This is a genomic window from Sulfitobacter sp. JL08, assembly GCF_003352045.1.
GTDB lineage: Bacteria > Pseudomonadota > Alphaproteobacteria > Rhodobacterales > Rhodobacteraceae > JL08.
Genome location: NZ_CP025815.1, coordinates 2,070,659 through 2,096,689, shown reverse-complemented (window position 1 = coordinate 2,096,689; position 26,031 = coordinate 2,070,659). Strand labels below are relative to the sequence as shown.

General features: G+C 58.7%; 25 protein-coding genes. 15 read left to right on the top strand and 10 right to left on the bottom strand.

What is annotated here, in order from left to right; all coding sequences use genetic code 11:
* Positions 1-3: 3 nt before the first annotated feature.
* Positions 4-432, top strand: coding sequence for a GlcG/HbpS family heme-binding protein (locus tag C1J05_RS10355; protein WP_114870186.1), 429 nt, complete (start codon positions 4-6; stop codon positions 430-432).
* A 76-nt stretch (positions 433-508) separates the two neighbouring features.
* On the opposite strand, the gene C1J05_RS10350 is transcribed toward C1J05_RS10355, so the two are convergent.
* A complete protein-coding gene (locus C1J05_RS10350) occupies positions 509-1,006 on the bottom strand; it encodes a hypothetical protein (RefSeq protein WP_114870185.1) in 498 nt (165 codons plus the stop codon).
* A 167-nt stretch (positions 1,007-1,173) separates the two neighbouring features.
* Positions 1,174-1,743: a YcbK family protein gene (locus C1J05_RS10345; protein ID WP_114870184.1), complete on the bottom strand. Its 570-nt coding sequence runs from the start codon at positions 1,741-1,743 to the stop codon at positions 1,174-1,176.
* A gap of 319 nt (positions 1,744-2,062) precedes the next feature.
* Between C1J05_RS10345 and C1J05_RS10340 the strand changes: the two genes are divergently transcribed.
* The 4 genes from C1J05_RS10340 to C1J05_RS10325 are packed head-to-tail and all read left to right on the top strand — an operon-like array spanning position 2,063 to position 6,321.
* On the top strand, positions 2,063-3,676 hold the full coding sequence (locus tag C1J05_RS10340; protein ID WP_114870183.1) for a L,D-transpeptidase family protein: 1,614 nt from the start codon (positions 2,063-2,065) through the stop codon (positions 3,674-3,676).
* A 28-nt stretch (positions 3,677-3,704) separates the two neighbouring features.
* Entirely contained in the window at positions 3,705-4,796 is a 1,092-nt protein-coding gene (gene lpxD, locus C1J05_RS10335; RefSeq protein WP_114870182.1) for a UDP-3-O-(3-hydroxymyristoyl)glucosamine N-acyltransferase, read from the top strand.
* A gap of 33 nt (positions 4,797-4,829) precedes the next feature.
* Positions 4,830-5,087, top strand: a complete 258-nt coding sequence (locus C1J05_RS10330; protein ID WP_114870181.1) for an acyl carrier protein — start codon at positions 4,830-4,832, stop codon at positions 5,085-5,087.
* Between the two features lie 25 nt (positions 5,088-5,112).
* Positions 5,113-6,321, top strand: coding sequence for a beta-ketoacyl-[acyl-carrier-protein] synthase family protein (locus C1J05_RS10325; protein ID WP_114870180.1), 1,209 nt, complete (start codon positions 5,113-5,115; stop codon positions 6,319-6,321).
* Between the two features lie 64 nt (positions 6,322-6,385).
* Here the strand turns inward: C1J05_RS10325 and C1J05_RS10320 are convergent, their stop codons facing one another.
* The gene (locus C1J05_RS10320; RefSeq protein WP_114870179.1) at positions 6,386-7,033 is read right to left on the bottom strand and encodes an invasion associated locus B family protein; all 648 of its coding nucleotides are present in this window, start codon (positions 7,031-7,033) and stop codon (positions 6,386-6,388) included.
* A gap of 226 nt (positions 7,034-7,259) precedes the next feature.
* On the opposite strand from C1J05_RS10320, the gene C1J05_RS10315 reads away from it, so the two are divergent.
* Positions 7,260-8,312 carry a PLP-dependent cysteine synthase family protein gene (locus C1J05_RS10315; protein WP_114870178.1) on the top strand — a complete coding sequence of 351 codons (1,053 nt, stop codon included), beginning with the start codon at positions 7,260-7,262 and terminating at the stop codon, positions 8,310-8,312.
* A 383-nt stretch (positions 8,313-8,695) separates the two neighbouring features.
* Complete coding sequence (locus C1J05_RS10310; protein WP_114870177.1) at positions 8,696-10,237, top strand: helicase HerA-like domain-containing protein; 1,542 nt, start codon at positions 8,696-8,698, stop codon at positions 10,235-10,237.
* Positions 10,238-10,304: 67 nt separating this feature from the next.
* On the opposite strand, the gene C1J05_RS10305 is transcribed toward C1J05_RS10310, so the two are convergent.
* The 5 genes from C1J05_RS10305 to C1J05_RS10285 form a co-directional block, all read right to left on the bottom strand.
* The gene (locus tag C1J05_RS10305; RefSeq protein WP_114870176.1) at positions 10,305-11,609 is read right to left on the bottom strand and encodes a branched-chain amino acid ABC transporter permease; all 1,305 of its coding nucleotides are present in this window, start codon (positions 11,607-11,609) and stop codon (positions 10,305-10,307) included.
* On the bottom strand, positions 11,606-12,616 hold the full coding sequence (locus C1J05_RS10300) for a branched-chain amino acid ABC transporter permease (RefSeq protein WP_114870175.1): 1,011 nt from the start codon (positions 12,614-12,616) through the stop codon (positions 11,606-11,608). Before C1J05_RS10300 ends, C1J05_RS10305 begins: the two co-directional genes overlap by 4 nt.
* Before the next feature lie 3 nt (positions 12,617-12,619).
* Entirely contained in the window at positions 12,620-13,447 is an 828-nt protein-coding gene (locus C1J05_RS10295) for an ABC transporter ATP-binding protein (protein WP_114870174.1), read from the bottom strand.
* Entirely contained in the window at positions 13,444-14,226 is a 783-nt protein-coding gene (locus C1J05_RS10290) for an ABC transporter ATP-binding protein (protein WP_114870173.1), read from the bottom strand. The genes C1J05_RS10295 and C1J05_RS10290 overlap by 4 nt, the downstream gene beginning before the upstream one ends.
* A gap of 93 nt (positions 14,227-14,319) precedes the next feature.
* A complete protein-coding gene (locus C1J05_RS10285; protein WP_114870172.1) occupies positions 14,320-15,510 on the bottom strand; it encodes an ABC transporter substrate-binding protein in 1,191 nt (396 codons plus the stop codon).
* Between the two features lie 173 nt (positions 15,511-15,683).
* Between C1J05_RS10285 and C1J05_RS10280 the strand changes: the two genes are divergently transcribed.
* Entirely contained in the window at positions 15,684-16,787 is a 1,104-nt protein-coding gene (locus tag C1J05_RS10280) for a PQQ-dependent sugar dehydrogenase (protein WP_114870171.1), read from the top strand.
* Positions 16,788-16,863: 76 nt separating this feature from the next.
* Here the strand turns inward: C1J05_RS10280 and C1J05_RS10275 are convergent, their stop codons facing one another.
* Positions 16,864-17,868, bottom strand: a complete 1,005-nt coding sequence (locus C1J05_RS10275; protein ID WP_114870170.1) for a GlxA family transcriptional regulator — start codon at positions 17,866-17,868, stop codon at positions 16,864-16,866.
* A gap of 173 nt (positions 17,869-18,041) precedes the next feature.
* On the opposite strand from C1J05_RS10275, the gene C1J05_RS10270 reads away from it, so the two are divergent.
* Positions 18,042-19,412 (top strand): class II 3-deoxy-7-phosphoheptulonate synthase, encoded by a 1,371-nt coding sequence (locus C1J05_RS10270; protein ID WP_114870169.1) that lies wholly within the window; start codon positions 18,042-18,044, stop codon positions 19,410-19,412.
* Positions 19,413-19,428: 16 nt separating this feature from the next.
* Here C1J05_RS10270 and C1J05_RS10265 read toward each other — a convergent pair whose 3' ends face one another.
* Positions 19,429-20,160: a PAS domain-containing protein gene (locus C1J05_RS10265; RefSeq protein WP_254684766.1), complete on the bottom strand. Its 732-nt coding sequence runs from the start codon at positions 20,158-20,160 to the stop codon at positions 19,429-19,431.
* Positions 20,161-20,431: 271 nt separating this feature from the next.
* Between C1J05_RS10265 and C1J05_RS10260 the strand changes: the two genes are divergently transcribed.
* From C1J05_RS10260 to C1J05_RS10235, 6 genes are all read left to right on the top strand, one after another.
* A complete protein-coding gene (locus tag C1J05_RS10260; RefSeq protein WP_114872255.1) occupies positions 20,432-21,322 on the top strand; it encodes a YicC/YloC family endoribonuclease in 891 nt (296 codons plus the stop codon).
* A 2-nt stretch (positions 21,323-21,324) separates the two neighbouring features.
* Positions 21,325-21,981, top strand: a complete 657-nt coding sequence (gene gmk / locus C1J05_RS10255) for a guanylate kinase (protein WP_254684765.1) — start codon at positions 21,325-21,327, stop codon at positions 21,979-21,981.
* Positions 21,978-22,502, top strand: a complete 525-nt coding sequence (locus C1J05_RS10250) for a gamma carbonic anhydrase family protein (RefSeq protein ID WP_114870168.1) — start codon at positions 21,978-21,980, stop codon at positions 22,500-22,502. Before gmk ends, C1J05_RS10250 begins: the two co-directional genes overlap by 4 nt.
* Positions 22,503-22,507: 5 nt before the next feature.
* The gene (locus C1J05_RS10245) at positions 22,508-23,695 is read left to right on the top strand and encodes a trans-sulfuration enzyme family protein (protein WP_114870167.1); all 1,188 of its coding nucleotides are present in this window, start codon (positions 22,508-22,510) and stop codon (positions 23,693-23,695) included.
* Between the two features lie 21 nt (positions 23,696-23,716).
* Positions 23,717-24,793, top strand: coding sequence for an ATP-binding protein (locus C1J05_RS10240; RefSeq protein WP_114870166.1), 1,077 nt, complete (start codon positions 23,717-23,719; stop codon positions 24,791-24,793).
* A gap of 123 nt (positions 24,794-24,916) precedes the next feature.
* Positions 24,917-25,972: a substrate-binding domain-containing protein gene (locus tag C1J05_RS10235; RefSeq protein WP_114872253.1), complete on the top strand. Its 1,056-nt coding sequence runs from the start codon at positions 24,917-24,919 to the stop codon at positions 25,970-25,972.
* Positions 25,973-26,031: the final 59 nt, after the last annotated feature.

Here is a 26,031-nt window from a genome sequence, read left to right as displayed (position 1 = left end):
GATATGGCCGAGATCAGTTTGAGAAAAGCACGCACCATCGTGCGCAAGACACTGGAAAAAAGCCGCGAAATGGGCCTCAAGCCGATGAGCGTTGTGGTGCTGGACGCAGGCGGGCACGTCAAGGCGTTTGAACGCGAAGACGGCGCCAGCCCCGGCCGGTTTGACATCGCGCAGGGCAAGGCCTACGGCACTGTGATGCTGGGTATGGCCGGCACGGCACAAATGGCCCGCGCCGAAAGCCAGCATTATTTCATGACGGCGGCCAACGGCGTTTATGGCGGCAAGGTTATTCCTGTTCCTGGCGGGGTGCTGGTACGCAATGCCAAGGGCGACGTGCTGGGCGCGGTCGGCGTGACCGGCGACACCAGCGACAAAGACGCCGAAGCGGCCATGGCCGGTATCGAAGCGGCAGGACTGGTTGCCGAAATCTGACGGGCGTACCCGTTGACCAAAAAAGGGCCGGTGCTGATCAATGTGCAGCACCGGCCCATTCTTCAAGTGGCGCCGATCAGCGCTCGTCGATGCAGGTTTTGACCATTTCGATGGCTTTGAGTGTGCCGGTCAGATCGACGACAAAGGCGAATTCCTTTTCCGGAAAAACCACCATTTCATACTGGCGAGCGATGTCTTCGATGAATTGCGGGTCATCGGCCAGAACGTAGCCGCCCGAATAGCCTTTGGTGATGTTGCCGCGCATCCCGGTGGCTTCGCCAAGATACACGTTATCCCCGATTGCAATGGCAACGGCTTCCTTTTCATCCTTTTTGACAGTGGTTTCACCTTTGGTGAACACACCGACATAGGCGGCCGATTTATCTGCGGTCAGGCCCATCTGGACCACGTTTTCCAGATCGTCGATTTTTTCGATCAGGCAGGAATTCATTTCAACGTCCACGAAAACCTTCCAGCCTTCGACTTCGCCGTATTTTTCGAATGTTTCAGCAGATGCGGTTGTTGCGGCAAAGGCCAGTGCCGCGCCACAGGAAATAAGGGTCAGGGATCGCATTGTTTGTTCCTTTCTTGAAATAGAACTTGATGCCATGGGATGACAGCAATGAACATAAATCTACCATAGGGATTTCAAGAGCAAAGGGCATATGGCCCGATTTACAAAACTTTCACGAAAAAAAAGACGCCCGAAGGCGTCTGAATTCTTTGAGGTTTGTCCTTGGGTTATCCGCCCCAGGTTCTGACGGGTCCGCAATCCATATGGACAAAGTTGGACCCTGAATATCGTCCTACACCCCCGGCGCGGCAGGCCGCTGCGGCCTTGGCCATCTGTCCGGTCGAGCGCGAGTTGAGGCGCAAATCTGCGGCCTGGCCCTTCATGTGAAGGGAGTTCTTGGCAACACCGCGGGACCGCGAACGCAACATCGCATTGGTTTGCGGGCTGCGATAGCCCGAAAGCAGCATATAGGGTTCGTTGATGTCCATCATGTTATGGGCGGCGGCCATGATATCAATGGTGCGCAGGTCCATTGTCTTTACGCCGTCTGTACGCCAGTCGCGCATGAAGTAGTTCACTTCGTTCACAGCGTCCTTGATGTACTTGCCTTCGACCCAATAGATCATGTCGATGCGTTCACCGGTGCGGCCCGAATACATCCGGATGCGGCGGATATCGCCTGATCCGCGCAAGAAACCTGCTGCGTTCGAAAATGTGGGTGCTGCCGTGACGGCACTCGCCGCGAACGCACCCAGAAGGGCACGCCGGGTAAGACCCGTCGATATAGAATCTGTCATGTTACTGCTGTGTCCCGCACATGTTTTTCTTCCTGCCCGCCCGTGATGTTACACGGGCATCCATCTATCCCCAGATGCATCGACGTTATTGCATACGAAGATTCGTGAACCAAGCACGGATTGTTTCGATTTGACGTAATTGCGGCATTTCGGCGGGTTCTTGCGCAAATCTGATTGGTCGTTCAGATCCCTCTCGCGAATACGATGCAAGGTTGCACCAGCGTCAACTTGCTTTTTGACCCCGCGCAAATGTGAATGGACATGCCTGCCCGCCTTGCGTGACATGAAGGGACATCGCGTTTGAAACAAGAGGATAGCAATGCATCTGGTACACCGACTGGTCCGAGTTTCCCTGTTTTCGTTTTGCATTGTGTCCCTTGTGGCCTTGATGGGTATGGCCCGCCCGGTGGCGGCGCAGGTTACAGCATTCAAACAGGCTGTCGCCGAGGCCGCATCGCGCGACAAGGACATTGCAGCGTTTTACCAGTCCAACGGTTATGCACCGATCTGGACAGGCAACAGCGAACAGGATCGCGCACGGCGCGGGGAACTGATGCAGGCGCTGGCCCATGCCGCCGAACATGGATTGCCCGACGCACGCTATGACATCGAAGGATTGATGGCGCAGACCAAATCCGCCCGCAGCGCCCGTGACATGGGGCTCTTGGAAGTGGAATTCAGCAAACGGTTTCTGGCCTATGCCCGTGACATTCAGACCGGGGTGGTCGTGCCGTCTTCAATTGATCCGGGCCTGGTGCGCACAGTTCCCTATCAGGACCGCGCAACATTCCTGCCGGAATTTGCAACCGCCGATCCGCGTGACTATCTGCGCGACCTGCCGCCAAGAACGCCCGAATACCTTGCTTTGATGAAGGAAAAGCTGAGGCTTGAACGGGAACTGGCGCGTGGTGGCTGGGGCCCCACGGTGCCGGGTAAAAAGCTGGAATTCGGGCAAACCGGCGATGCCGTCGTGGCCCTGCGCAACCGTCTGATCGCCAAGGGCTATCTGGAGCGGACAACAACGCGCAGCTTTGATCTTGAAATTCAGACTGCCGTGCTGGCCTTTCAGACGGCCCATGGACTGACGCCTGATGGGGTGGCCGGCGGTGATACACTTGCCGAAATCAACCGATCCATGCAGGACCGGCTTCAGTCCGTGATTGTCGCAATGGAGCGGGAACGCTGGTTGCCGCGGGATCGCGGCGAACGTCACATAGCGGTCAACCTCACGGATTTTTCCGCCAAGATCTACGACAGCGGCAAGCTGACATTCGAAACCCGTTCCGTGATTGGGAAAAATGCCAGTGACCGCCGCAGCCCCGAGTTTTCCGATGTGATGGAATTTATGGTGATCAACCCCAGCTGGTATGTGCCCCGTTCGATCGTGACCAAGGAATACCTGCCGCAACTGCAGCAGAACCCGAATGCGGTGGGGCATATCGAAATCACCGACAGCCGGGGCCGCAGGATCAACCGCGAGGCGACGGACTTTTCCCAGTTCACCGCGCGCAGCTTTCCGTTTGCGATGCGCCAGCCGCCCAGCCAAAGCAATGCGCTGGGGCTGGTCAAGTTCATGTTCCCCAACCCCTACAACATCTATCTGCACGACACCCCCGCGAAAAACCTGTTCGGTCGCGAGGTTCGGGCCTATTCGCATGGCTGTATCCGGCTGGCCGACCCGTTTGATTTTGCCTACACGTTGCTGGCCAAGCAGACGGATGACCCCGAGGGCTTTTTCAAGAGACAATTGAGCACCGGCAAGGAAACACAGGTTGATCTGGTTCAGCCCGTGCCCGTGCACATTATCTATCGCACCGCATTTTCCGACGCCAAGGGCGCCATCCAGTACCGCCGCGACATCTATGGCCGTGATGCGAAAATCTGGGATGCGCTGCAATCAGCAGGGGTGGCGCTGCGGGGCGTTCAGGGGTAATCACTGGCCCAAATGTGAGGGCCAAAAGATGCAGTACACTGTTCAGGAAATTGCGGATGCCTTGGGCGCGCAGGCCTTTGGCGCAACGGATTTGCGCATTACCGGGGCTGCGGAACCGGCCGATGCCGGACCGGATGAACTGGCGCTGGCGACCAACGAAAAATACGCGTCCGGATTGGCAAAGGGTCAGGCCCGGGCAGCAATGCTTTGGGACGGGGCCGATTGGCAGGCGCTTGGGCTGAAGGCGGCGATTGTCGCGCCTAGACCGCGCTTTGCCATGTCGGGCCTGACACGCATGCTGGACCGCGGGCAGGGGTTCGGGCAGGGGATACATCCGACAGCGTTTGTTGATCCGGCGGCGCACGTGGCCGACGATCTGTGCCTTGGCGCGTTCAGTGTGATCGGGCCGGGTGCAAAAGTGGGCACGGGTGCTGTGATCGGGCCGCACTGCTATATCGGGGCCGATGCGGTGTTGGGCAATGACGCGTTTCTGCGCGAATCCGTAAGCATCGCAGCGCGCGTTGTGATCGGGGACCGGTTTGTTGCCCAACCCGGTGCACGTATCGGCGGCGACGGCTTTTCCTTTGTCACGCCTGAACGCTCGGACGTTGAGGTGGCGCGCGAAAAACTGGGCGCGGATGCAGAGCGCAAACCCCAAAGCTGGGCACGCATCCATTCTCTGGGGTCGGTCCGGATCGGTGATGACGTTGAAATCGGATCCAATACCTGCATTGATCGCGGCACCATCCGAGACACCACCATCGGCGACCGCACCAAGATCGATAATCTGGTGCAGATCGGCCATAATGACGAGATCGGGCGCGATTGCCTGATCTGCGGACAGGTCGGGCTTGCCGGGTCCGCGCGCATTGGAAACAACGTGGTTCTGGCCGGACAAAGCGGTGTGTCCGACAATATTTTTGTCGGGGATAACGTGATCACGGGCGGGGGCACCAAACTGATGTCAAACGTGCCTGCGGGCCGGGTGATGCTGGGCTATCCGGCGATCAAGATGGAAAACCACATGGAATCCTACAAGGGTTTCCGCCGGTTGCCGCGGCTGTTTTCTGACGTTGCGGCGCTTAAGAAAGCGGTTTTCAAGTCCGGTTCCAGTGACTAAGTCACAAGGGGCACCCATACAAAGGACCTGTGTATGAGTATTTCGGAGAAAGTCATCGCCATCATCGCCGAACAGGCCGTGCTGGAGCCGTCCGATGTGACGCCCGACAGCACGCTGGAAGAGTTGGGGATCGATTCACTGGGACTGGTCGAAAGTATCTTTGCTCTGGAAGAAGCGTTCGACATCAACGTTCCGTTCAACGCCAACGAACCCAAAGCCAGCGATTTTGACATTTCGACAGTGGCGGCGATTATCCGCGGTGTCGAAAAACTGGTGGCAGAGCAATCGTGACCAAGCCAGGCTTGAAAGCGGCGACATGAAACGTGTCGTGATCACCGGTGCAGGCACAATCAATGCGCTTGGTCACTCTGTGCCGGAAACCTTGGCTGCCATGCGCGACGGCCAGTGCGGGATTGGCCCGCTAAAGATGCGTGATGTCGACCGTCTTTCGATCCAGATCGGCGGGCAGGTGCGCGGCTTTGAAACCGAAGGGCTGTTCAACCGGCAACAGATGTCGCTTTATGACCGGTTCACGCAATTCACCCTATGCGCCGCGAAAGAGGCGGTGGCGCAATCGGGGCTGGTGTTCACCGGTGAGTTGGCCGCCAAATCGGGTGTGGTTCTGGGCACCGCAGGCGGCGGTGTCAGCACGTGGGACGACAATTACCGAAGCGTTTACGAAGATGGTAAGAACCGCGTGCATCCGTTTGTTGTGCCCAAACTGATGAACAATGCCGCCGCTAGCCACGTGTCGATGGAATATAACCTCAAGGGGCCGTCCTTTACGGTTTCCACGGCCTGCGCGTCGTCCAACCACGCGATGGCGCAGGCCTTTCAGATGGTGCGATATGGCATGTCACCGGTTATGGTCACGGGCGGATCTGAATCGATGTTGTGCTTTGGCGGGGTCAAGGCATGGGAAGGGCTGCGCGTCATGTCGAAAGATGCCTGCCGCCCGTTTTCAGCCAATCGAAATGGCATGGTGCAGGGCGAAGGCGCCGGGGTTTTCGTGTTCGAGGAATATGAACATGCCAAGGCGCGCGGCGCAGAGATTCTGTGCGAGGTTGCCGGTTTTGCCATGTCATCGGACGCTGCCGATATCGTGATGCCATCCAAACAGGGTGCGGCGCGCGCCATATCAGGCGCTTTGCAGGATGCAGGGATCAACCGCGACGAGGTGGGGTATATCAATGCCCACGGCACCGGCACGGCGGCCAATGACAAAACCGAATGTGCGGCTGTGGCGGATGTGTTCGGGCCTTATGCCGACAATCTGATGATCAGTTCGACGAAATCGATGCACGGTCATCTGATCGGCGGCACCGGCGCGGTGGAACTGCTGGCCTGCATCATGGCGCTACGCGACGGGATCGTGGCCCCGACCATCGGCTATGAAGAGCCGGACCCAGAATGCGCGCTGGATGTGGTGCCCAACACCGCGCGCGAAGCCAAAGTGGATGTGGCACTGTCAAATGCGTTTGCGTTCGGCGGTATGAATGCGGTTCTGGCCTTGCGCCGGGTCTGAACGCAAAACCGCCGCCCCAAGCGCTTTGGGACGGCGGCAAAAGCAAAAACTTACCTGTATCCGTTCAAGGATTGATGACCGATACCTCGTCATAGCTGGCGGTGAAACCTTGCAGCGACAGGGTCACAATGACGGGCTGATCGGGCGCAAGGGCCGGAATGATCGTCAATTTGGCCTCGCTTCCACGTTTGAACGCATCGATATCTTCCTGCGTCAGGCCGATGCGGGAATAGCAGCCAACAGCGTTGCAGAACGCATAAGGATAGCGTTTGCCCTTGGCCCCATCGACAGAAATTGTCAGCTGCTGGGCCAGAGCGGTTTCCAGAGGCACGATGACAGTTGCTCCGGCCAGCGCCTGACCGCCTTCGGGCAGGCGGAACATCGAAAATTCTGCAACCGGCGATCCCTGACCGTCATCCAGCAACTGATACATCTGGCATGGGTCTGTTTCGTCTTCGGTCTTGATGCAGCGCATTTCCCACGCGCCGATTGTCTTGGCTGTATAAGGCTGGCCCAATGTCGGGGTGCCATCGACATTTTCGCCCATCGAAAGCGCATTTTCCACGTTGTCTTGCGCGGTTCCTTCGGCGTTTTCGGCAGGGGCTGTTTCGGCTTCGGCCGCAGGTTCCGCTGTCGTGGTGTCCTGGGCGAACGCGGGTGCGCTCAGCGCCAGAATGAAAGCGACCGGAAGGGTTTTTAGATATGTGTGCATCTGCTCAACATCCTTGTCTTGACTGATTTGATGCGGCTTAGCATGGCCCCGACCGGTTGTCAGTGCCTTATCAAAGGCGGCAGGGGGGTCAGGGGCGATTTGTCGCCAACATTTTTGTGAAGCGGCGGTGGCATTGACTGCTGCGGACAGACCCTTTGGCTTTGTGTACTTGCGCGCCCGATATGGTAAGAGGTGCCGGCAATCAGGCAAGACAAGGACTTGAGCAATGCGGCGCTGGATTTCCGAAGCGATCACCAAGATTGAGGCCGATTTTCAACGATCGGCAGACACACATCTGTTCAAACTGCCGATCCCGGGCCTGCGCGACATCGATATCTATCTGAAGGACGAAAGCACGCATCCAACCGGCAGCCTTAAACACCGTCTGGCGCGGTCCTTGTTTCTGTATGCGCTTTGCAATGGCAAGCTGACGCAACACACACCGGTGATCGAGGCATCATCCGGCAGCACCGCCGTATCCGAAGCCTATTTTGCACAGATTCTGGGGCTGCCGTTCTTTGCCGTCATGCCGCGCAGCACAGCCCAAAGCAAGATCGACAAGATCACATTCTATGGCGGGAAATGCCATTTCGTCGACTCTGCGCCGCAAATGCACGCGGCTGCCGTGGCACTGGCATCGGAAACCGACGGCTATTTCTTTGACCAGTTCACCTTTGCCGAACGCGCGACGGACTGGCGGGGCAACAACAATATTGCAGACAGCATCTTTGCCCAGATGCAACATGAACCCCATCCGATCCCGCACACCGTTGTGATGAGCGCGGGAACAGGCGGAACATCGGCAACGCTGGGGCGCTATATCCGCTACAAAAGGTTTGAAACGCAATTGCTGGTCGTTGATCCTGAAAATTCGGTTTTTTACGAAAGCTTTGTTAAAAATGACCCCGATCTGACACAGAACTGGTCAAGCCGGATCGAAGGGATCGGGCGGCCGAAGGTTGAAAAATCGTTTCAGCGTGATGTGATCGACGACATGATGAAAGTGCCGGACGCGGCCAGCGTGGCGACAATGCTATGGCTGGACAAACTGATTGGCCGCAAACCGGGCGCATCGACGGGAACGAACCTGTGGGGCGCATTGTCGGTTGCAAAATCGATGATGGAAAAGGGCCAGACAGGGTCCATCGTGTCATTGATGTGCGACAGCGGAGATCGCTATCTGGATACCTATTACAATCCGGATTGGGTGCAGAAAACATTCGGTGACATCGGGGATTACAGCGATGCGCTGAACTTATGGCTGACCGAAAGCGCCTGATCCAATGCCCGCGACCGCCCCGATGACAGTCTGGCGGGCCGCGCTTTTATCCAAGAGTTGCAGACAAGAAAAGAGGGCTGAAACCAGCCCTCTTTTCAATTAGTGCTCCCCGTCGAACTGGCCGACTTATTATTGATCGTACGTTATGAAAGCCTTTGGCATCGGTCAACAGTAAACCCGAGCTTTTCCCCCGAACTGACCGGATTCCGGACGGAAATCGATGAAAAAAGGCCGTACCCGAAGGCACGGCCAGTCCAACAGGGAGGAATTTGCCCCCGAACACCGGGAGGACACCGGGCCGGAAGCAAAAATGACTATGGCCCTCAAAGGTTAAGTTTGTATGGTCGGGGCGCGATGACAGGATACCAAGGGGGTTTTGACGGGTGGATACAGGCATTTTTATCGGTGGCGGCGGGCCGGATTACGGCGAACGACAGAACCTTAATCTGGGATATGCCAACCGGCACGGCATGATCGCGGGGGCCACGGGCACCGGCAAAACGATCACACTGCAAATTCTGGCCGAAGGGTTTTCGGCTGCCGGCGTTCCGGTGTTCCTGTCGGATGTCAAAGGCGATCTATCCGGCCTTGCCAGACCCGGATCGGCCACCGGCAAACTGCACACGCCCTTTAGCGAACGCGCCGCCAAGATCGGGTTTGACGATTTTGCCTACACTGGCTTTCCCGTCACATTCTGGGACTTGCTGGGTGAGCAGGGGCATCCGGTGCGCACCACCGTCGCGGAAATGGGCCCGCTGCTGCTGGCACGCCTGCTGGACCTGACCGAAGCGCAGGAAGGTATTCTGAACATCGCCTTCCGCCTGTCTGACGAACAGGGGTTGCCGCTGCTGGACCTGAAGGATTTGCAGGCCTTGCTGGTGTGGGTTGGCGAGCAGAAAAACGACCTTTCGCTGCGCTATGGCAATATCTCGGTGGCCTCGGTCGGGGCCATCCAGCGCCAGTTGCTGGTTCTGGAAAACCAGGGCGGCGCGCAACTGTTCGGGGAACCGGCGCTGGATCTGGCCGATATGATGCGCACCGACGCAGACGGACGTGGCATGATCAACATTCTGGCGGCGGACAAACTGATGGCGTCGCCGGGGCTTTATGCCACGTTCCTGTTATGGCTGATGTCGGAACTGTTCGAGGAACTGCCCGAAGTCGGCGATCCGGACAAACCCAAGCTGGTGTTTTTCTTCGACGAGGCACATCTCTTGTTTGACGGCGCGCCCAAGGCGCTGGTCGACAAGGTGGAACAGGTTGCGCGGCTGATCCGGTCCAAAGGCGTTGGTCTGTATTTCATCTCGCAAAACCCGGCTGATGTGCCCGAGGATATTCTGGGCCAGTTGGGCAACCGTGTGCAGCATGCCTTGCGCGCCTTTACCGCCAAGGATCGCAAGAACCTTGCGCTGGCGGCGCAAACCTATCGCGACAATCCGGCGTTTTCCACCGAAGAGGCCATTCGCGAGGTTGGTGTCGGCGAGGCGGTGACATCAATGCTGATGAAAAAGGGGGTACCCGGCATCGTGCAGCGCACCCTGATCCGCCCGCCTTCGTCGCAGGTCGGACCGCTGGAGAGCGCCGAGCGGCAGGCGATGATTGCCGCGTCCGATCTGGACGCAAAATACCGGACCGTAGAGGACCGCGAGTCCGCCTATGAAATGCTGGCCAAGCGCGCCGAAGCGGCCGCCGCAGAAGCGGAGCAGGCCGAAGCCGAGGCCGAGCAGCAAGAGCCGAAACTGCGCGAATTCAATACCGCGCGCCGCTATGAGGGAAAACGCGTGCCCCGGTCCACGTCACGGCGCACACAAGGCGATGACAGCCTGACCAGCGCGATGACCCAGGCGGTGATCAAGGAGTTGAAGGGCACAACGGGCCGGCGCATCGTGCGCGGCATTCTGGGTGGTCTCTTCAAGGGGCGATAGGGCGGGCTTCGAGTATTTGGGGACAAATGAAGCGGCAGTTGCGCGCCATTTTTCCCCGCCGTTTGCCCTATTTTTCCGGGATCAGGCCGCGCGGGCTGAACCGCAGGACCAGCAACAGGATGACACCCATGGTCAGCAGGCGCATATGGGCGGCACTTTCCATCAGGTGGGCCTTGATCGGGCTGGTATCGCTAAGGCCGGACGTGACGGTTTCGATGAACCAGATGCCCATCGGTTCAACCTGAACCCACAGGAACCAGATCAGGAAGCCGCCCAGCACAGCCCCGAAATTGTTGCCCGAGCCACCAACGATGACCATCACCCAGATCAGAAAGGTAAAGCGCAGGGGCTGATAGGTGCCCGGTGTCAGTTGGCCATCAAGTGTGGTCATCATTGCTCCGGCGATGCCGCAGATGGCGCTGCCCAGAATGAAGATCTGCAGATGGCGGGCGGTGACGTCCTTGCCCATGGCTTCGGCGGCGACCTCGTTGTCGCGGATGGCGCGCATCATGCGGCCCCAGGGCGAATGCAGTGCCCGCTGGGCCATCCACAACAGAATGATCAGAACCAGCGCGAAGAGGCCCGCATAGGCCAGTTTGACATAAAGTGTCGAGGCGGTGACAGGATCAAGGCCCATGCCCGCGGCCCGTTCAACAAAGCCCGCGTTGTTCTGCAGATCGATTTCGAAGGGCACGGGGCGGGGCAGGCCCACCACGTTTTTGACGCCGCGCGACAGCCAGTCTTCGTTTTTCAGGACTGCCAGAATGATCTCGGCAATGCCGAGGGTTGCGATGGCCAGATAATCCGAGCGCAAGCCCAGTGCCGTCTTTCCGATCACCCAGGCGACACCGGCTGCCAGTACCCCGCCGACGGGCCAGGCCAGAATGACTGGCAGGCCAAGACCACCCAGATAGCCGGTGGCGGCGGGGGTCACGGCCTCGACCGCTTCTACAGAAGGATCAAGCAGGGCGCGGTAGATGAAAAACCCGATGATGATGATTGCCAGCACGGCAAGGGTGCGGTTGCGCCCGGGGGCCATGCGGTTCATTGCAATGGCGGCGGCGACAACGGTACCGGCCCCCATTGCAAGGGCGACCAGAATGCCGAGCCCGCCCGCAGCCCAGGCATCGGTGGTGGGCGGCATCGCCACCAGCACCGCCGCCAGACCGCCCAGCGCGACAAAGCCCATGATCCCGATGTTGAAGAGGCCGGCAAAGCCCCATTGCAGGTTCACGCCCAGCGCCATGATGGCCGAAATCAGACCCATGTTCAGGATCAGCAGCGCCGCATTCCAGCTTTGGGTGAAGCCGGTGATGGCGATCAGACCCGCGACAATGACAAACAGGCCGGTGTTTTTGACGGTCTCGTTCATAGCGCTTTTCCTTTGAACAGGCCGGTGGGGCGGAACAGCAGCACGATCAGCAAGATCACGAAGGACACCGCAAATTTGTAATCGGTCGACAGAAGCTGCACGAGGCCGCTGGGTTCAAGGCCTTCGGGCATCATGTAGCCCAGCACCTTTTTCCACGCATAGGTGATGGTGATTTCGGAAAACGCGATCACGAAACCGCCGGCGATGGCCCCTATCGGATTGCCCAGACCGCCGACAATGGCGCTGGCAAAGATCGGCAGCAGCAACTGGAAATAGGTGAAGGGCTTGAACGATTTATCCAGCCCGTACAGCACACCCGCAACCGTGGCCAGCGCGGCGACGATCAGCCATGTGTACATCACCACCCGTTCGGGGTTGATGCCCGACAACAGGGCAAGATCTTCGTTGTCGGAATAGGCGCGCATCGACTTGCCGGTGCGGGTGCGGTTGAGGAACCAGAACAGCAGCGCCACCACGATCACAGCCGTGATGACGGTGATGCCTTGCGAGGTGCGGATGGCCAGACCCTCTTCCAGACCGGACCATTCCTTGAATGTCCGTGCCGAAACAATGAAACGTTCGCCATCGGCAAAGCGCTGATCATCCGGCCCGATGACAAAGCGCACGATGCCGTTCATGATGAACATCACACCCATCGACACGATCACAAGGATCACGGGTTTTGCCTTTTGATCGCGATAAAACCGGTAGACGGCGCGATCGGTGATCAGCAGCAGCGCCATACAGCCCAGAATGCCAAAGGGCAGGGCAAGAAGGGCGGTTGGCAACGGCCCCAGGCTGATCCCCATCGACTGGAACCACCAGGTGAACAGGATGGTGATCATCGCGCCGAACGCCATCGTGTCGCCATGCGCAAAATTGGAAAACCGCAGGATCGAATAGATCAGCGTGACGCCCAGCGCGCCCAGTGCAAGCTGGCTGCCATAGGCAATTGCGGGGACGAGGACGAAATTCGAGAGAGCGATGAACGCGTTGAGAAAATCCATGGCTCAGCCCCCCAGAAACGATTTGCGGACTTCGGGATCAGCCAGAAGTTCCTTGCCGGTGCCGGAATAGCCGTTGCGCCCCTGCACCAGAACATAGCCGCGATCAGCGATTTCAAGTGCTTGCCGCGCGTTCTGTTCGACCATCAGGATCGGAATGCCGGTGCGGGCCACATCAATGATACGGTCAAACAATTCGTCCATCACGATGGGCGACACGCCCGCTGTCGGTTCATCCAGCATCAGCACCTTGGGTTTGGTCATCAGCGCGCGGCCCACCGCGACCTGCTGGCGTTGCCCGCCCGACAATTCGCCCGCGGCCTGATTGCGTTTGTCCTTCAGGATCGGGAACAGATCGTAAATCTGGTGCAGGGTTTCGCGGAAATCGTCCTTGCGGATGAACGCGCCCATTTCCAGATTTTCCTCGACCGTGAGAGAGGTGAAGATGTTCGAGGTTTGCGGCACAAAGCCCATGCCCTTGATCACCCGGTCCTGCGGGGAAAGGGCGGTGATGTCTTCGCCGTCCAGCCGGACATGACCGCTGCGTACATTCAGCATGCCGAACACGGCCTTCATCGCGGTGGACTTGCCCGCACCGTTGGGGCCGACGATCACCGCGATTTCACCGGGATTCACCGCTATAGTGCAATCATGCAGGATATCGGGGCCCTTGCCGTAACCGCCTGTCATGTTTTCACCGATCAGGAACGGGCCGCCAGGGGCAGGCGTGGCCTTGCCCTTTTTGCGCGTGTTTTCGGCTGTGCCCTGACCTTTCGGGTTGGTGATCGAGGCATCCTTGTTGCCGCGATCTTCCTGATAGGGGTTCCCGCTCATGCGCCCACCTTGTCCTTGTTTTTCAGGCCCGTGCCCAGATAGGCCTCGATCACCTGTTCATTGGCCTTGATCTGGTCCAGCGTGCCTTCGGCCAGCACCTTACCTTCGGCCATGCAGATCACCGGATCACACAGACGGCCGATGAAATCCATGTCATGTTCGATCACCACAAAAGTATAACCGCGTTCCTTGTTCAGGCGCAGAATGGCATCGCCGATGGTGTTCAACAGGGTGCGGTTCACGCCTGCTCCGACTTCGTCCAGAAACACGATGCGGGCATCCACCATCATGGTGCGGCCCAGTTCCAGCAGCTTTTTCTGCCCGCCCGACAGGTTGCCGGCGCGTTCGTCTTTCAGATGGTCGATGGTCAGGAATTCCAGCACTTCGTCGGCCTTGGCCAGCAGGGTGCTTTCCTCCTGCGCGATCCGCGCCGCGCCGAACCATGTGTTCCACAGCGTTTCACCCGATTGCCCGCCCGGCACCATCATCAGGTTCTCGCGCACGGTCATTGAACTGAATTCATGGGCGATCTGGAAGGTGCGCAGCAATCCCTTGTGAAACAGATCATGCGGTGGCAGGCCGGTGATATCTTCGCCAGCCATGAACACGCGCCCAGACGTCGGTTTAAGAACGCCCGCGATCACATTGAAAAGGGTTGTTTTCCCTGCACCGTTCGGCCCGATCAATCCGGTAATCGATCCCTCAGCAATGGACAGCGTTGCGCCATCCACCGCGTGAAAGCCGCCAAAGTGCTTGTGCACGTCTTCTACGACAATCATGTCACCCCCACGCCGCTTTCATGCGGCTGTCTTCTATTGAAACAGCCCGGAAGACGATGCTCCGGGCTGTCTGTTTTTGCAATCTCTGACAGATTAACGGAACGCGACGGTTTCGTTTTTGCCATCCTTGACTTCGATTTCGCGATAGGAACCGGCGCTTTCGCCCGGGCCAATCAGCTCAACCGCCGAGGCGCCGACATAATCGACTTCGCCGCCTTCGCGCAGGATATCCAGCGCCTTGCCCAGTTCACCGGGATAGATTTTTTCACCCGGTGCGTTGGCGACGTCCAGAATTTTGGCGCCGTAAACCGCAGGGTCTGTCGAATCTGCGGCTTGCATGGCCAGCATGAACAACGCGGCTGCGTCATAGGATTCCGGCGTGTAGGGTGATGTGGCGTCGAATGCGTCACCGGCCATCGCCGTCAGCTTTTCGATACCGTCGCCGCCCGATCCGGCAATCTGGCCGAACGATCCGTTCAGGGCAGGGCCGACATTGTTGGGCAGCGATTCACCGATCATGCCGCCGGGCAAACCAAATGTATCATAGGCACCGGAATCAAGCGCTGCGTTGATGATGCCCAGACCACCCTGATCCAGATATCCAGCAACCACCAGAATGTCGCCACCGGCCGAGGCCAGCGCGCCGACTTCGGCAGAATAGTCCGCCTTGCCGTCTTCGTGTGCGGCGGAAATGGTCACTTCACCACCGACCGCTTCGAACGAGGTGACGATCGCATCGGCCAGACCCTTGCCATAGTCGTTGTTGGTATAGGTCAGCGCGATGGATTTGATACCACGGTCGGTCAGCACGTCGGCCATCACCTGACCTTCACGCGCATCCGACGGGGCGGTGCGAAAGAACAGATCGTTGTCTTCAACTGTGGACAGACCCGGCGATGTGGCGGACGGTGAAATCATCACCATGCCATTCGGAATCGCAACGTTTTGCAGGATCGCGCCGGTGACACCGGAACAATCGCCGCCGATCAGACCGTGGATACCATCGGCGATCAGACGTTCGGCGTTCGATGTGGACAGGCCGTTATCGATACAGCCGGTATCTGCGCGCATCGGCGTAACAACAGCCGAATCCAGCAGCTTGCCGCTGTCTGTCACTTCCTTCATGGCCATTTCAGCGCCAGCGGCCATCGGGCCGGTCAGCGATTCAATCGGGCCGGTAAAGCCGATCAGAATGCCCAGTTTCACTTCTTTGCCGTGGCCGCCCGCAAAGGCGGTGCCAGCCATCAATGCAGTAGCCGCAGAGGCCATAAGCAGTTTTTTCATATGATTTCTCCCATGTTGGAACTTTACGTTCATCGGGCAAGTTATGCGCAGCCTTTGAAAAAGAAAAGTACAAAGCGTGGCCGACGATATGATTGTTGCTGCCGCCGACGTGATTGGGCGTCAGGTTGAATTAGGTTATTCTTCGCAACATCTGAAAACCCGGAGGCTTTGGAATGCGTTTCGTTCTGACTTGTGCGATCCTGCTGTTTGGCACCGCGTTTGCATCAGCGCAAACGTTTGAAACCAGTGCCGGTGCGGTCAGGGTGACGCCGATGCTGACCGGATTGGACGAACCGTGGGCAATTGCGCATCTGCCGCAACAGGGCAGCACTGCATTTCTGGTGACAGAGCGCGACGGCGCGCTTTTGTATGTAGACAACGGAACTGCCACAAAGGTGTCGGGGGTGCCGGATGTGGCTGCATCGGGACAAGGCGGATTGCTGGATGTCATGATACCGCGTGATTTCGCGCAGACCCGCGCGGTGTTCCTCAGCTATTCGAAAAGTCTGAAAGGCGGGGCCGGCACGGCGCTGGCGGTTGGTACGTTAAGCGCGGATGGAACCGCCCTGAGCGATTTGCGCGATCTGTTTGTGATGTCAGAAGGATCAGGCGGCGGGCGCCATTTCGGCAGCCGGATCACGGAAGCCTTGGATGGCACCCTGTTTCTGACCATCGGAGACCGGGGCGACCGCCCGAGCGCGCAGGACCTTTCGGTGCACAATGGCAGCGTGATCCGGATCAATCGCGACGGGTCGGTGCCGGCGGACAATCCGTTTGTCGGACAGGCGGATGTCAGACCCGAGATCTATTCCTTTGGCCACCGCAATCCGCAAGGGGCCGCACTGGATCTGGGCGGAACATTGTGGGTCGCCGAACATGGTGCGCAAGGTGGGGATGAGGTGAACAGGATCCGGAAGGGCGCCAATTTCGGCTGGCCCGTCATTTCCTATGGCCGGCATTATTCAGGTGCCAAGATCGGCGAGGGCACGGCCCGCGAGGGGATGGAACAACCGGCCTTTTACTGGGATCCGTCCATGGCGCCTTCGGGCATGGCGATCTATTCCGGTGCCTTGTGGCCGCAATGGCGTGGCGACATGCTGATCGGCAGCCTGAAATTCGATTACATCGCGCGACTGGACGGGGAAAATGTGCAAGAGGTCGAACAGATCAGTGGCCCCGAGACCGAACGTGTGCGCGATGTGGTGGAAGCTCCGGACGGATCGATCTGGTTTATTTCGGTCGGGCAGGGGGCGGTGTACCGGATGACGCCGCAATAGGGCGCAAACCGAAGCCGCGTGGCTGATCCGACCGCAGGAGTCCCGTATTTCTGGCAATAAGAACGGAAGTTGCGCGTCAGATCGACAGGCGCGCGGCGTGGCTGCCACGTTCGCGGTAAGGCGTTGTATCATAGTGGGCGCGGTAGCATTTCGAAAAATGCGAGGGCGAGGCAAAGCCGCATGCCAGTGCCACGTTGATCACGCTCATATCGGTCTGCATCAGCAGGTTGCGCGCCTTTTGCAGGCGCAGTTCCATATAATATCGTTTGGGTGATCGGTTCAGATAGCGCCGGAACAGCCGTTCAAGCTGCCGCGTCGACATGCCGACCTCTTTCGCCAGGATAGAGGGGCTGATCGGTTCTTCGATATTGGACTCCATCATCTGGATGACCTGGCTGAGTTTGGGGTGGCGCACGCCGATGCGTGTGGGCACGGACAGGCGCTGGGTGTCCTGATCGGTGCGGATCGAGGAATAGATCATCTGGTCTGCGGCCGCATTGGCCAGTTCTTCGCCATGATCATCCGCGATCAGTTTCAGCATCAGATCGATCGACGATGTGCCGCCAGCCGTTGTCAGGCGGTTGCCATCGACCACAAAGACCGATTTCGTCAGGTTCACGTCTTCGAATTCTTCGGAAAAACTGTCCTGGTTTTCCCAGTGGATCGTGGCGCGTTTTCCGTCCAGCAGACCGGCGCGGGCCAGCGAATAGGCCGCCGTACAGACGCCGCCGATAACGATGCCCTTGCGGGCTTCGCGCCGCACCCAGTTCAGCAGCTTTTTTGTGGTGGCATGCTGAACATCCACGCCGCCGCACAGAATAACCGTATCTTCGCGGGCCATGTCCGCCAGATCGTCATCGACCTTGAATTCGGTTCCGGCCGAACACCGCACGGTGTTGCCGCCTTCGGCGACCAGTTTCCATTCATAAAGCGTACGCCCGGCCATGCGATTTGCGATCCGCAGGCTGTCTACGGCACAGCTGAACGACAAGAGCGAAAAATTCTCGAGCAGGACGAATACAAAGCGCCGCGGTTTGATCTGGGTCGGCTCTTTTGAAGAAACCTGACGAGGGTCTTTCATTCCGCAGGTCCTTTGTCACGGTCTGAATTGGCGGTTTACGACACATATTGCCGCTGCCGAAGACCTTGCCCAGAGTGCAAAGCCGACGTCAAGAGGCCGCATTTGTGATATGGTCAGTTGGCTTGGGGTTTTGTATAGAAACCCTTCAACACACGAAAGACCGGAGAAATGCAATGGGTGAATGGCAGAAATCGGACTGGCGCAACAAGCCACGGATCCAGATGCCGGACTATCTGGACAGCGCGGCGCTGAATGCAGTCGAGGCGCAATTGTCGAAATATCCGCCCCTTGTGTTTGCCGGAGAGGCGCGGCGCCTGAAATCGCATCTGGCGGCTGCATCGCGGGGCGATGCATTTCTGCTTCAGGGCGGGGATTGCGCCGAAAGCTTTGACCAGTTCAGCGCGAACGGCATCCGCGATACGTTCAAGGTAATGCTGCAAATGGCGATGGTTCTGACCTATGGCGCCAAGGTGCCGGTGATCAAGGTGGGCCGCATCGCGGGCCAGTTCGCCAAACCGCGCAGCGCCCCGACAGAAGTGATGGAAGGCGTGGAACTGCCCAGTTACCGTGGCGATATCATCAACGAACTGGCCTTTACCGAAACCGCGCGTGTCCCTGATCCGTCCAAAATGTTGCAGGCCTACACACAGGCTGCGGCAACGCTGAACCTGTTGCGCGCCTTTTCAACGGGGGGTTATGCGGATGTGCATCAGGTACATGCGTGGACGCTGGGCTTTACCGAAGGCGAAAAGGCGGCGCGCTACCGTGAACTGGCCAACCGGATCAGCGATACGCTGGATTTCATGGCGGCTGCGGGGGTAACGCAGGAATCGGCCCACACGTTGCAGTCGGTTGAATTCTACACCAGCCACGAAGGCTTGCTGCTGGAATACGAGGAGGCGCTGACGCGGCTTGATTCGACATCCGGCAAATGGCTGGCCGGGTCGGGCCACCTGATCTGGATCGGTGATCGTACCCGCCAACCCGATGGCGCACATGTGGAGTTCTGTCGCGGTGTGATGAACCCGATCGGGCTGAAATGTGGGCCTTCGATGACATCCGAAGATCTCAAGGCGCTGATGGCCAAGCTGAACCCCGCCAACGAAGCAGGCCGGTTGACCCTGATCGCGCGCTTTGGGGCGGGCAATGTCGGGGATCATCTGCCACGTCTGATCAAGACAGTTCAGGAAGAAGGCGCCAACGTGCTTTGGACCTGCGATCCGATGCATGGCAACACGATCAAATCGTCGACCGGGTACAAGACACGTCCGTTTGAATCCGTGCTGCGCGAAGTGCGCGAGTTCTTTGATGTGCACGGTGCCGAAGGCACGATCCCCGGTGGGGTGCATTTTGAAATGACAGGGCAGGATGTGACCGAATGCACCGGTGGCGTGCGTGCTGTCAGCGAAGAAGACCTGTCAGATCGCTATCACACCGCCTGTGATCCCCGCCTGAATGCCAGCCAGTCTCTGGAACTTGCGTTTCTGGTCGCCGAGGCGCTTTCGGCGTTCCGGACGAAACGTCAGTCGCGCGAAGCCATCTGAACCGTCCGCGCGGCCTTTAGTCGTCGCGCGAGACAACGCGCAGATAGGGCACCTTTGTCGGTTTCGCGCCGGCAAGGGGCGCGCTGGCTTCGGCAAAACCGGGGATGGAATGCGCCGGGTCTTTTCGGGTCTGGCCGTAATTGAACGCGGGCGTGGCAAAAGTGGGCTGCCCCAGACTCCGTTTCTGTGTCGCGCGCACGTCAAAGCGGCGGGTTTTGCGGCCAATGTCGCCCTTGGCGACAAGACAGCCGAAAATACGGCTGACTTCGCCCAGATCGCTTTCCATCGGCAGTAGCACCATACGGGCGTCGAGCGGTGGACGCCCGATGCCGCGTTCGCCCGTCAGCGCCAGATCGACAATGGCGGGATCGTCAAAAACGGATTCTATTGTCCGTTCCAGCGCCGTGCGCCCGGCAGGGGTGAAAAACGCCGTGATCGGCATGCCGCGCACCTCCATTCCCATCAGGTCGGACAGGTGTGATCCGGCCACCCGCATCCGTGCAAGGCCGGGTGCGATCCTTTCCAGAACAAAGGCATATTCCAGAATATTTTCGATGCCGCGCGGATCGATATCCGAACGTTTCGGCAACCCGTTGTCGCTGCGCAGCGCCTCCCAATAGGCGATGGCCTGCTGGATGGCGGAAAAGCGGTTGTCGGATTGAAACCGGTCCATCACGACAAGATTGCCTTTGCGCAGCTTTTGCGGGCCTTGTGGTCGGGTGAAAGTGACATGGTTTTGCTGGTCCATGGGTTTGCCCTTTCTGCCGCTTTGTCTGCGACATATTTTTCGGGCTTTGGTGTCGCCTGTGCCGGGGGACAGGCGCTGGTTCAATTAACCCTATCTACACAAAGATTACTGAAGTCTTAATATCGGCAAAGCTTCCCGTGGTGGGGCAAAAAATCACTTACTGGTTAATTATCCACGGCGAGTGAAAGACAATTGGTGGGCAACAACCCTTGCCCAGACCATGCAGATTGCCGTAGGTGCAAGGCAGAGATTTCAGACGGGGAACCGCAACGTGATTACTTCGATGACGGGCTTTGCATCGGCGCAGGGGGAACTGGCCCCTTACAGATGGGTTTGGGATTTGCGCAGCGTCAATGCCAAGGGGCTGGATCTGCGCCTGCGGGTGCCGGACTGGATCGAAGGGCTGGAGACAGCATTGCGCGCACAGCTTGCCAAATCGGTTATCCGTGGCAATGTCAGCCTGTCCTTGCGGGTGCAGCGGGACGACGCGAATGCGGCAGCATCGCTGAATACGGACCAGCTGAACGCGGTTCTTATCGCCATGGCCGAAGTCGAAGCACAGGCGATGGAGCGGGGTCTGTCCCTTGCGCCGTCCAAGGCATCCGATATCGTGGCGCTGCGCGGCGTGATGGACGCGGCCGCAACGCCGGATGATACCTCTGCCCTGTCCACGCAGTTGCAGAAAGATTTTGCGGCACTGGTGTCCGCCTTTGTGGATATGCGCCGCGCGGAGGGCCAGGCGCTGGAACAGGTCTTGCAAGAGCAGCTGAGCCAGATCGAAACCCTGACCGCTGCGGCGGCAGAGCGCGCGGAAGTGCGCAAGGGCGACGTGGCGCAAACCCTGCGTGCCAATCTGGCGCGGGTTCTGGACAATTCCGAAGGCGCCGATGCGGACCGCGTGGCACAGGAACTGGCGATCCTTGCCGTCAAAAGCGACGTGACCGAGGAAATCGACCGGCTGTTTGCCCATGTCGGCGCGGCGCGTGATCTGCTTGGGGCCGGCGGGTCGGTCGGGCGCAAGCTGGATTTCCTGATGCAGGAATTCAACCGCGAGGCCAATACATTGTGTTCCAAGGCGCAATCAAGCGATCTGACAAAGATCGGACTGGACCTGAAGGCGGTGATTGACCAGATGCGAGAGCAAGTACAGAACGTGGAATAGATATGAATGTTGAACCGAAAATGCCCCGCCGCGGGCTGCTGATCATTTTGTCGTCGCCGTCGGGCGCGGGCAAATCAACGTTAGCGCGCCGGTTACGCGACTGGGATCCCAGTATCTGTTTTTCGGTGTCCGCCACTACCCGTCAGGCGCGTCCGGGGGAAGAGGACGGGACAGATTATCATTTCGTGTCGGAAAACATGTTCAAAAGCGCAGTGGCCGACGGCAAGATGCTGGAACATGCGCATGTGTTCGGCAACTTTTATGGCTCTCTGCTTGCGCCGGTGGAAAAGGCCATCGGGGCTGGTCAGGATGTTCTGTTCGATATTGACTGGCAGGGTGCGCAGCAAATCCGCAATTCCGCGCTGGGTCAGAACACCCTTTCGATCTTTCTGCTGCCCCCTTCGATCACCGAACTGCGCCGCCGGCTGGAAGCGCGCGGGCAGGATGATGCCGACACCATCGCGCGGCGTATGCAGAAAAGCTGGGATGAGATCAGCCATTGGGATGGCTATGATTTTGTACTGATCAACGATGATCTGGATGCAACGGAAGAACGTTTGAAATCCATCGTGACCGCCACGCGGCTGCGCCGCAGTCAACAACCCGGGCTGACGGATCACGTCCGCGCCCTTCAAGCCCAATTCGAGGACCTATCATGACACTATATCAACTGGACGGTCACGTGCCGAACCTGCACGAAGATACATGGGTGGCGCCGGATGCCAACCTGATCGGACGGGTTGTATTGCACGCCGGTGCCTCTGTCTGGTTTGGCAGCACGCTGCGCGGCGACAATGAACAGATCACCGTGGGGCAGGGCAGCAATGTGCAGGAAAACTGTGTGTTTCATACCGATATGGGCTTTCCGTTGATGATCGGTACCAATTGCACGATTGGCCACAAGGTGATGCTGCACGGGTGTACCATTGGCGACAACACATTGATCGGAATGGGTGCGATCATCCTGAACGGTGCCACGATCGGGAACAATTGCCTGATCGGGGCGGGCGCGCTGATCACCGAAGGCAAGGACATTCCCGACGGATCGCTGGTAATGGGATCGCCCGGCAAGGTGATGCGCCAGCTGGATCAGACCGCGATTGCCGGCCTGACGGACAGTGCCGTGCATTATCAGGACAACATGCGCCGGTATCGCGCCGGCCTGACGCAGGCAGACTGAACAACATGAGAAACCAAAAAGGATCGCTGATCCGCCCCGTCCCGTTGCCCGCCAGCGCCAGCCGCCCTGTGGTCACGCCGCTTTCGCCTTCGGTGGTTTACGCCAGCGAAACGCCGGATCAGCTGGATGCCCAATATGAAGGGCACCTGCACGGCTATACATATTCGCGCGAAGGCCACCCGAACGCCGATGTCGTCGCGGCGCGGCTGGATGCGATGGAAGGGCAAAGCGGCGGTACCGTCACAGGGTCCGGTATGGCGGCGGTGACAGCCGCGCTGATGGGGCTGCTGAGCGCGGGGGATCATGTGATTGGCGGCAACCAGCTTTACGGGCGCTCCTTGCGCCTGATGAAAGAAGATCTGCCGCGTCTGGGAATAACCACATCGCTGGCTGATCCCGGTGACGTGGCCGCGATCAAGGCGGCAATCACACCGCAAACGAAAATGATCCTGATCGAAGTCGTCTCCAACCCGACCTTGCGGGTGGCAGACGTGAAAGGCATCGCGGATCTGGCCAAGGCGCACGGCATTCTGCTGGCGGTCGACAATACGTTCACCACCCCGCGCAGTTTCCGACCCTATGACTACGGGGCCGATATCGTCATTCATTCGCTGACCAAGCTGCTGGCGGGCCATTCCGATGTGATGCTGGGTTATGTGTCGGCCCGTGATCCGGACCTTTCGCAGAAAATGCGGGTCTTTGCCGTGACAACCGGCCTGTCGGCCAGCCCGTTTGATTGCTGGCTGTGCGAACGCGGCATGCTGAGCTTTGATCTGCGCTATGACCGCGCGCAGGATACGGCGATCCGGCTGGCGGATCATCTGGCCACCCTGAAGGGGGTGAAACGGGTGATCTATCCGGGGCGTGCGGATCATCCCGATGCCGCGCGGGCGCGTGAATTGCTGGGCGCGCAAACCTGCAACATGGTCAGCTTTGAACTGGACGGCGGGCGGGCCGCGGCCAATGCGTTTACCCGCGCCGCCGACGGTTTGAGCTTCGCGCCGACTCTGGGCGATGTGGGAACAACGCTGTCGCATCCGGCATCGTCTTCGCACCGCGCCCTAAGCGTTGACGAGCGTGCGGCGCTTGGCCTGTCCGAAGGGTTCTTTCGTGTGTCTGTCGGATTGGAAGACCCCGACGCGCTGATGGCTGTGTTCACCGACGCCGTGGCCGCCACGCGCGATCTGGCCTGACCGGTCAGGGGGGCGGGCAGGATGTACCTTGGTGATCTGCGCGCCTTGCTCGATTCCATGCCGCTGCCGGCCCTGATGGTGGATCGGGACGAACGGATCGCGGCGTCAAACGCGCTGGCGCGCACGCTGTTGGGTCAGCAGATTGACGGGCGCAACTATGTGACCATGCTGCGCCAGCCCGCCACGCTGGATGCGATTGAAAGCACTTTGCGTGATCGCCAGCCCCGTAGCGCGCGATATCTGACCAACGATGGCGCGCAGGATATTACTTACAGGGTCACATGCCGTTTCGTGGATGCGCAGATTGATCCGGACACCGCAGGCGTGTTGGTCAGTTTCGAAGATATCAGCCATCTGGAAAGCGCCAGCCAGATGCGGCGCGATTTTGTTGCCAATGTCAGCCATGAACTGCGCACACCGCTGACCGCGTTAATGGGGTTCATCGAAACCCTGCTGGGATCGGCGCGCGATGATCCTGCCGCGCGCGAACGGTTCCTGAAGATCATGGCCGGAGAAGCAGGGCGGATGAACCGTCTGGTCGGGGATTTGCTGTCGCTTAGCCGGGTCGAGGGCGACGAACGTGTGCGTCCCAAGGGGCAGGTGAATATCGGTGATCTGATCGGGTCTGTGATCCGGTCGCTGAAGCCGCTTGCGGACGAGGGCAAGGTTGAGATCACGCTTGAGGCGCCGGACGATCCGGTCGTCATCACCGGCGATTCGGACCAGTTGAACCAGGTGTTCACCAATCTGATCGAAAACGCATTGAAATACGGTGGCAGCGGTGGCGTTGTGACGGTTCGAATGGTCCAGTCGGAACGTGACCCGACATTACGCGCGCCCGGAGTGCGTATTCAGGTGATCGACAAGGGGCCGGGCATCGATCCGGTGCATCTGCCGCGCCTGACAGAGCGATTCTATCGCGCAGACAGTCACAGAAGCCGCCAGCTAGGTGGCACGGGGTTGGGTCTGGCCATCGTAAAACACATCATAAACCGTCATCGCGGGCGTTTGCGCGTTGAAAGCGATCTGGGGCAAGGGTCTGTTTTCACGGTGATATTGCCGATTTCGCAGGAAATTACCCCGACGTCAGCGCAATAATTCCTGCCGAATCCGGCAAGTGTCACACAGACGTTACAAAACTATCACAAAACCTCCGTGCAAGCCCGATAGACGGGCCGCAAGATCATCATGGGGGTGATCATTCCAATACAGGAGACTGAAATGTCTTACTTCAAACTGACGGCGTCCGCGTTGACCATCGCCGCCGTATCCGCAACCACTGCTGCTGCACGCGATCAGGTACAGGTTGCCGGTTCTTCGACTGTTCTGCCTTACGCGTCGATCGTGGCCGAAGCATTCGGTGAAAACTTTGATTTTCCGACACCGGTCGTTGAATCGGGTGGATCATCGGCAGGCCTGAAACGGTTTTGCGAAGGTGTTGGCGAAAACACCATCGACATTGCAAACGCATCGCGCCAGATCAAATCGTCCGAACTGGAAGTGTGCGCCGCAAATGGTGTGACCGACATTATCGAAGTGCGCATTGGCTATGACGGCATCGTGTTCGCCTCGGATATCGACGGCAACTCCTTTGAATTCACGCCGGTCGACTGGTATCGCGCAATCTCGGAAAATGTTGTCGTTGACGGACAGATCGTTGCCAACCCGTACACAATGTGGAACGAGGTTAACCCCGATTTCCCCGCGCAGCCCATTCAGGCTTATGTTCCGGGCACCAAGCACGGCACGCGCGAAGTGTTCGAGGAAAAAGTGATTTTGGCCGGCTGTGAAGAGACCGGCGATTTCGAGGCGTTCCTTGCCGTTGCCGAAGGCGACAGCGACAAAGCCAAGAAAAAGGCTGCCGAGAAAGCCTGTATCGGTCTGCGCACCGATGGCCGTTCGGTCGATATCGATGGTGATTACACCGAAACTCTGGCCCGCATCGAAAGCAACAAAGACGGTATCGGCGTGTTCGGTCTGGCGTTTTATGAAAACAACACAGACAAGCTGCAAGTGGCAACCATGTCGGGCATCGTACCTTCGGTCGACTCGATCGCGACAGGTGAATATCCAGTGTCCCGCCCGCTGTTCTTCTACGTCAAGAAAGCGCATATCGGTGTCATTCCCGGCCTGAAAGAATTCGCGGAATTCTTCGTCGCGGATGAGATCGCCGGCCCTGACGGCCCGCTGGCTGAATACGGTCTGGTTGCCGACCCCGAATTGGGCAAGACACAGACCAACGTGGCTGACGAAGCGGTTATCGGCACCAACAGCTGATCGCCTGAAACAACTGGGGGCCACCTACCGGGTGGCCCCGCAAGTGTTGAATACTTTTC

Coding starts and splice junctions, on each gene's coding strand:
- C1J05_RS10300 (WP_114870175.1), bottom strand. CDS start 12,616: ATGGATTTTCTCAACGCGTTCATCGCTCTCTCGAATTTCGTCCTCGTC.
- C1J05_RS10325 (WP_114870180.1), top strand. CDS start 5,113: ATGAAACGTGTCGTGATCACCGGTGCAGGCACAATCAATGCGCTTGGT.
- C1J05_RS10270 (WP_114870169.1), top strand. CDS start 18,042: ATGGGTGAATGGCAGAAATCGGACTGGCGCAACAAGCCACGGATCCAG.
- C1J05_RS10340 (WP_114870183.1), top strand. CDS start 2,063: ATGCATCTGGTACACCGACTGGTCCGAGTTTCCCTGTTTTCGTTTTGC.
- lpxD (WP_114870182.1), top strand. CDS start 3,705: ATGCAGTACACTGTTCAGGAAATTGCGGATGCCTTGGGCGCGCAGGCC.
- C1J05_RS10275 (WP_114870170.1), bottom strand. CDS start 17,868: ATGAAAGACCCTCGTCAGGTTTCTTCAAAAGAGCCGACCCAGATCAAA.
- C1J05_RS10280 (WP_114870171.1), top strand. CDS start 15,684: ATGCGTTTCGTTCTGACTTGTGCGATCCTGCTGTTTGGCACCGCGTTT.
- C1J05_RS10265 (WP_254684766.1), bottom strand. CDS start 20,160: ATGGACCAGCAAAACCATGTCACTTTCACCCGACCACAAGGCCCGCAA.
- C1J05_RS10295 (WP_114870174.1), bottom strand. CDS start 13,447: ATGAGCGGGAACCCCTATCAGGAAGATCGCGGCAACAAGGATGCCTCG.
- gmk (WP_254684765.1), top strand. CDS start 21,325: ATGAATGTTGAACCGAAAATGCCCCGCCGCGGGCTGCTGATCATTTTG.
- C1J05_RS10330 (WP_114870181.1), top strand. CDS start 4,830: ATGAGTATTTCGGAGAAAGTCATCGCCATCATCGCCGAACAGGCCGTG.
- C1J05_RS10345 (WP_114870184.1), bottom strand. CDS start 1,743: ATGACAGATTCTATATCGACGGGTCTTACCCGGCGTGCCCTTCTGGGT.
- C1J05_RS10305 (WP_114870176.1), bottom strand. CDS start 11,609: ATGAACGAGACCGTCAAAAACACCGGCCTGTTTGTCATTGTCGCGGGT.
- C1J05_RS10355 (WP_114870186.1), top strand. CDS start 4: ATGGCCGAGATCAGTTTGAGAAAAGCACGCACCATCGTGCGCAAGACA.
- C1J05_RS10315 (WP_114870178.1), top strand. CDS start 7,260: ATGCGGCGCTGGATTTCCGAAGCGATCACCAAGATTGAGGCCGATTTT.
- C1J05_RS10235 (WP_114872253.1), top strand. CDS start 24,917: ATGTCTTACTTCAAACTGACGGCGTCCGCGTTGACCATCGCCGCCGTA.
- C1J05_RS10350 (WP_114870185.1), bottom strand. CDS start 1,006: ATGCGATCCCTGACCCTTATTTCCTGTGGCGCGGCACTGGCCTTTGCC.
- C1J05_RS10290 (WP_114870173.1), bottom strand. CDS start 14,226: ATGATTGTCGTAGAAGACGTGCACAAGCACTTTGGCGGCTTTCACGCG.
- C1J05_RS10285 (WP_114870172.1), bottom strand. CDS start 15,510: ATGAAAAAACTGCTTATGGCCTCTGCGGCTACTGCATTGATGGCTGGC.
- C1J05_RS10320 (WP_114870179.1), bottom strand. CDS start 7,033: ATGCACACATATCTAAAAACCCTTCCGGTCGCTTTCATTCTGGCGCTG.
- C1J05_RS10250 (WP_114870168.1), top strand. CDS start 21,978: ATGACACTATATCAACTGGACGGTCACGTGCCGAACCTGCACGAAGAT.
- C1J05_RS10240 (WP_114870166.1), top strand. CDS start 23,717: ATGTACCTTGGTGATCTGCGCGCCTTGCTCGATTCCATGCCGCTGCCG.
- C1J05_RS10245 (WP_114870167.1), top strand. CDS start 22,508: ATGAGAAACCAAAAAGGATCGCTGATCCGCCCCGTCCCGTTGCCCGCC.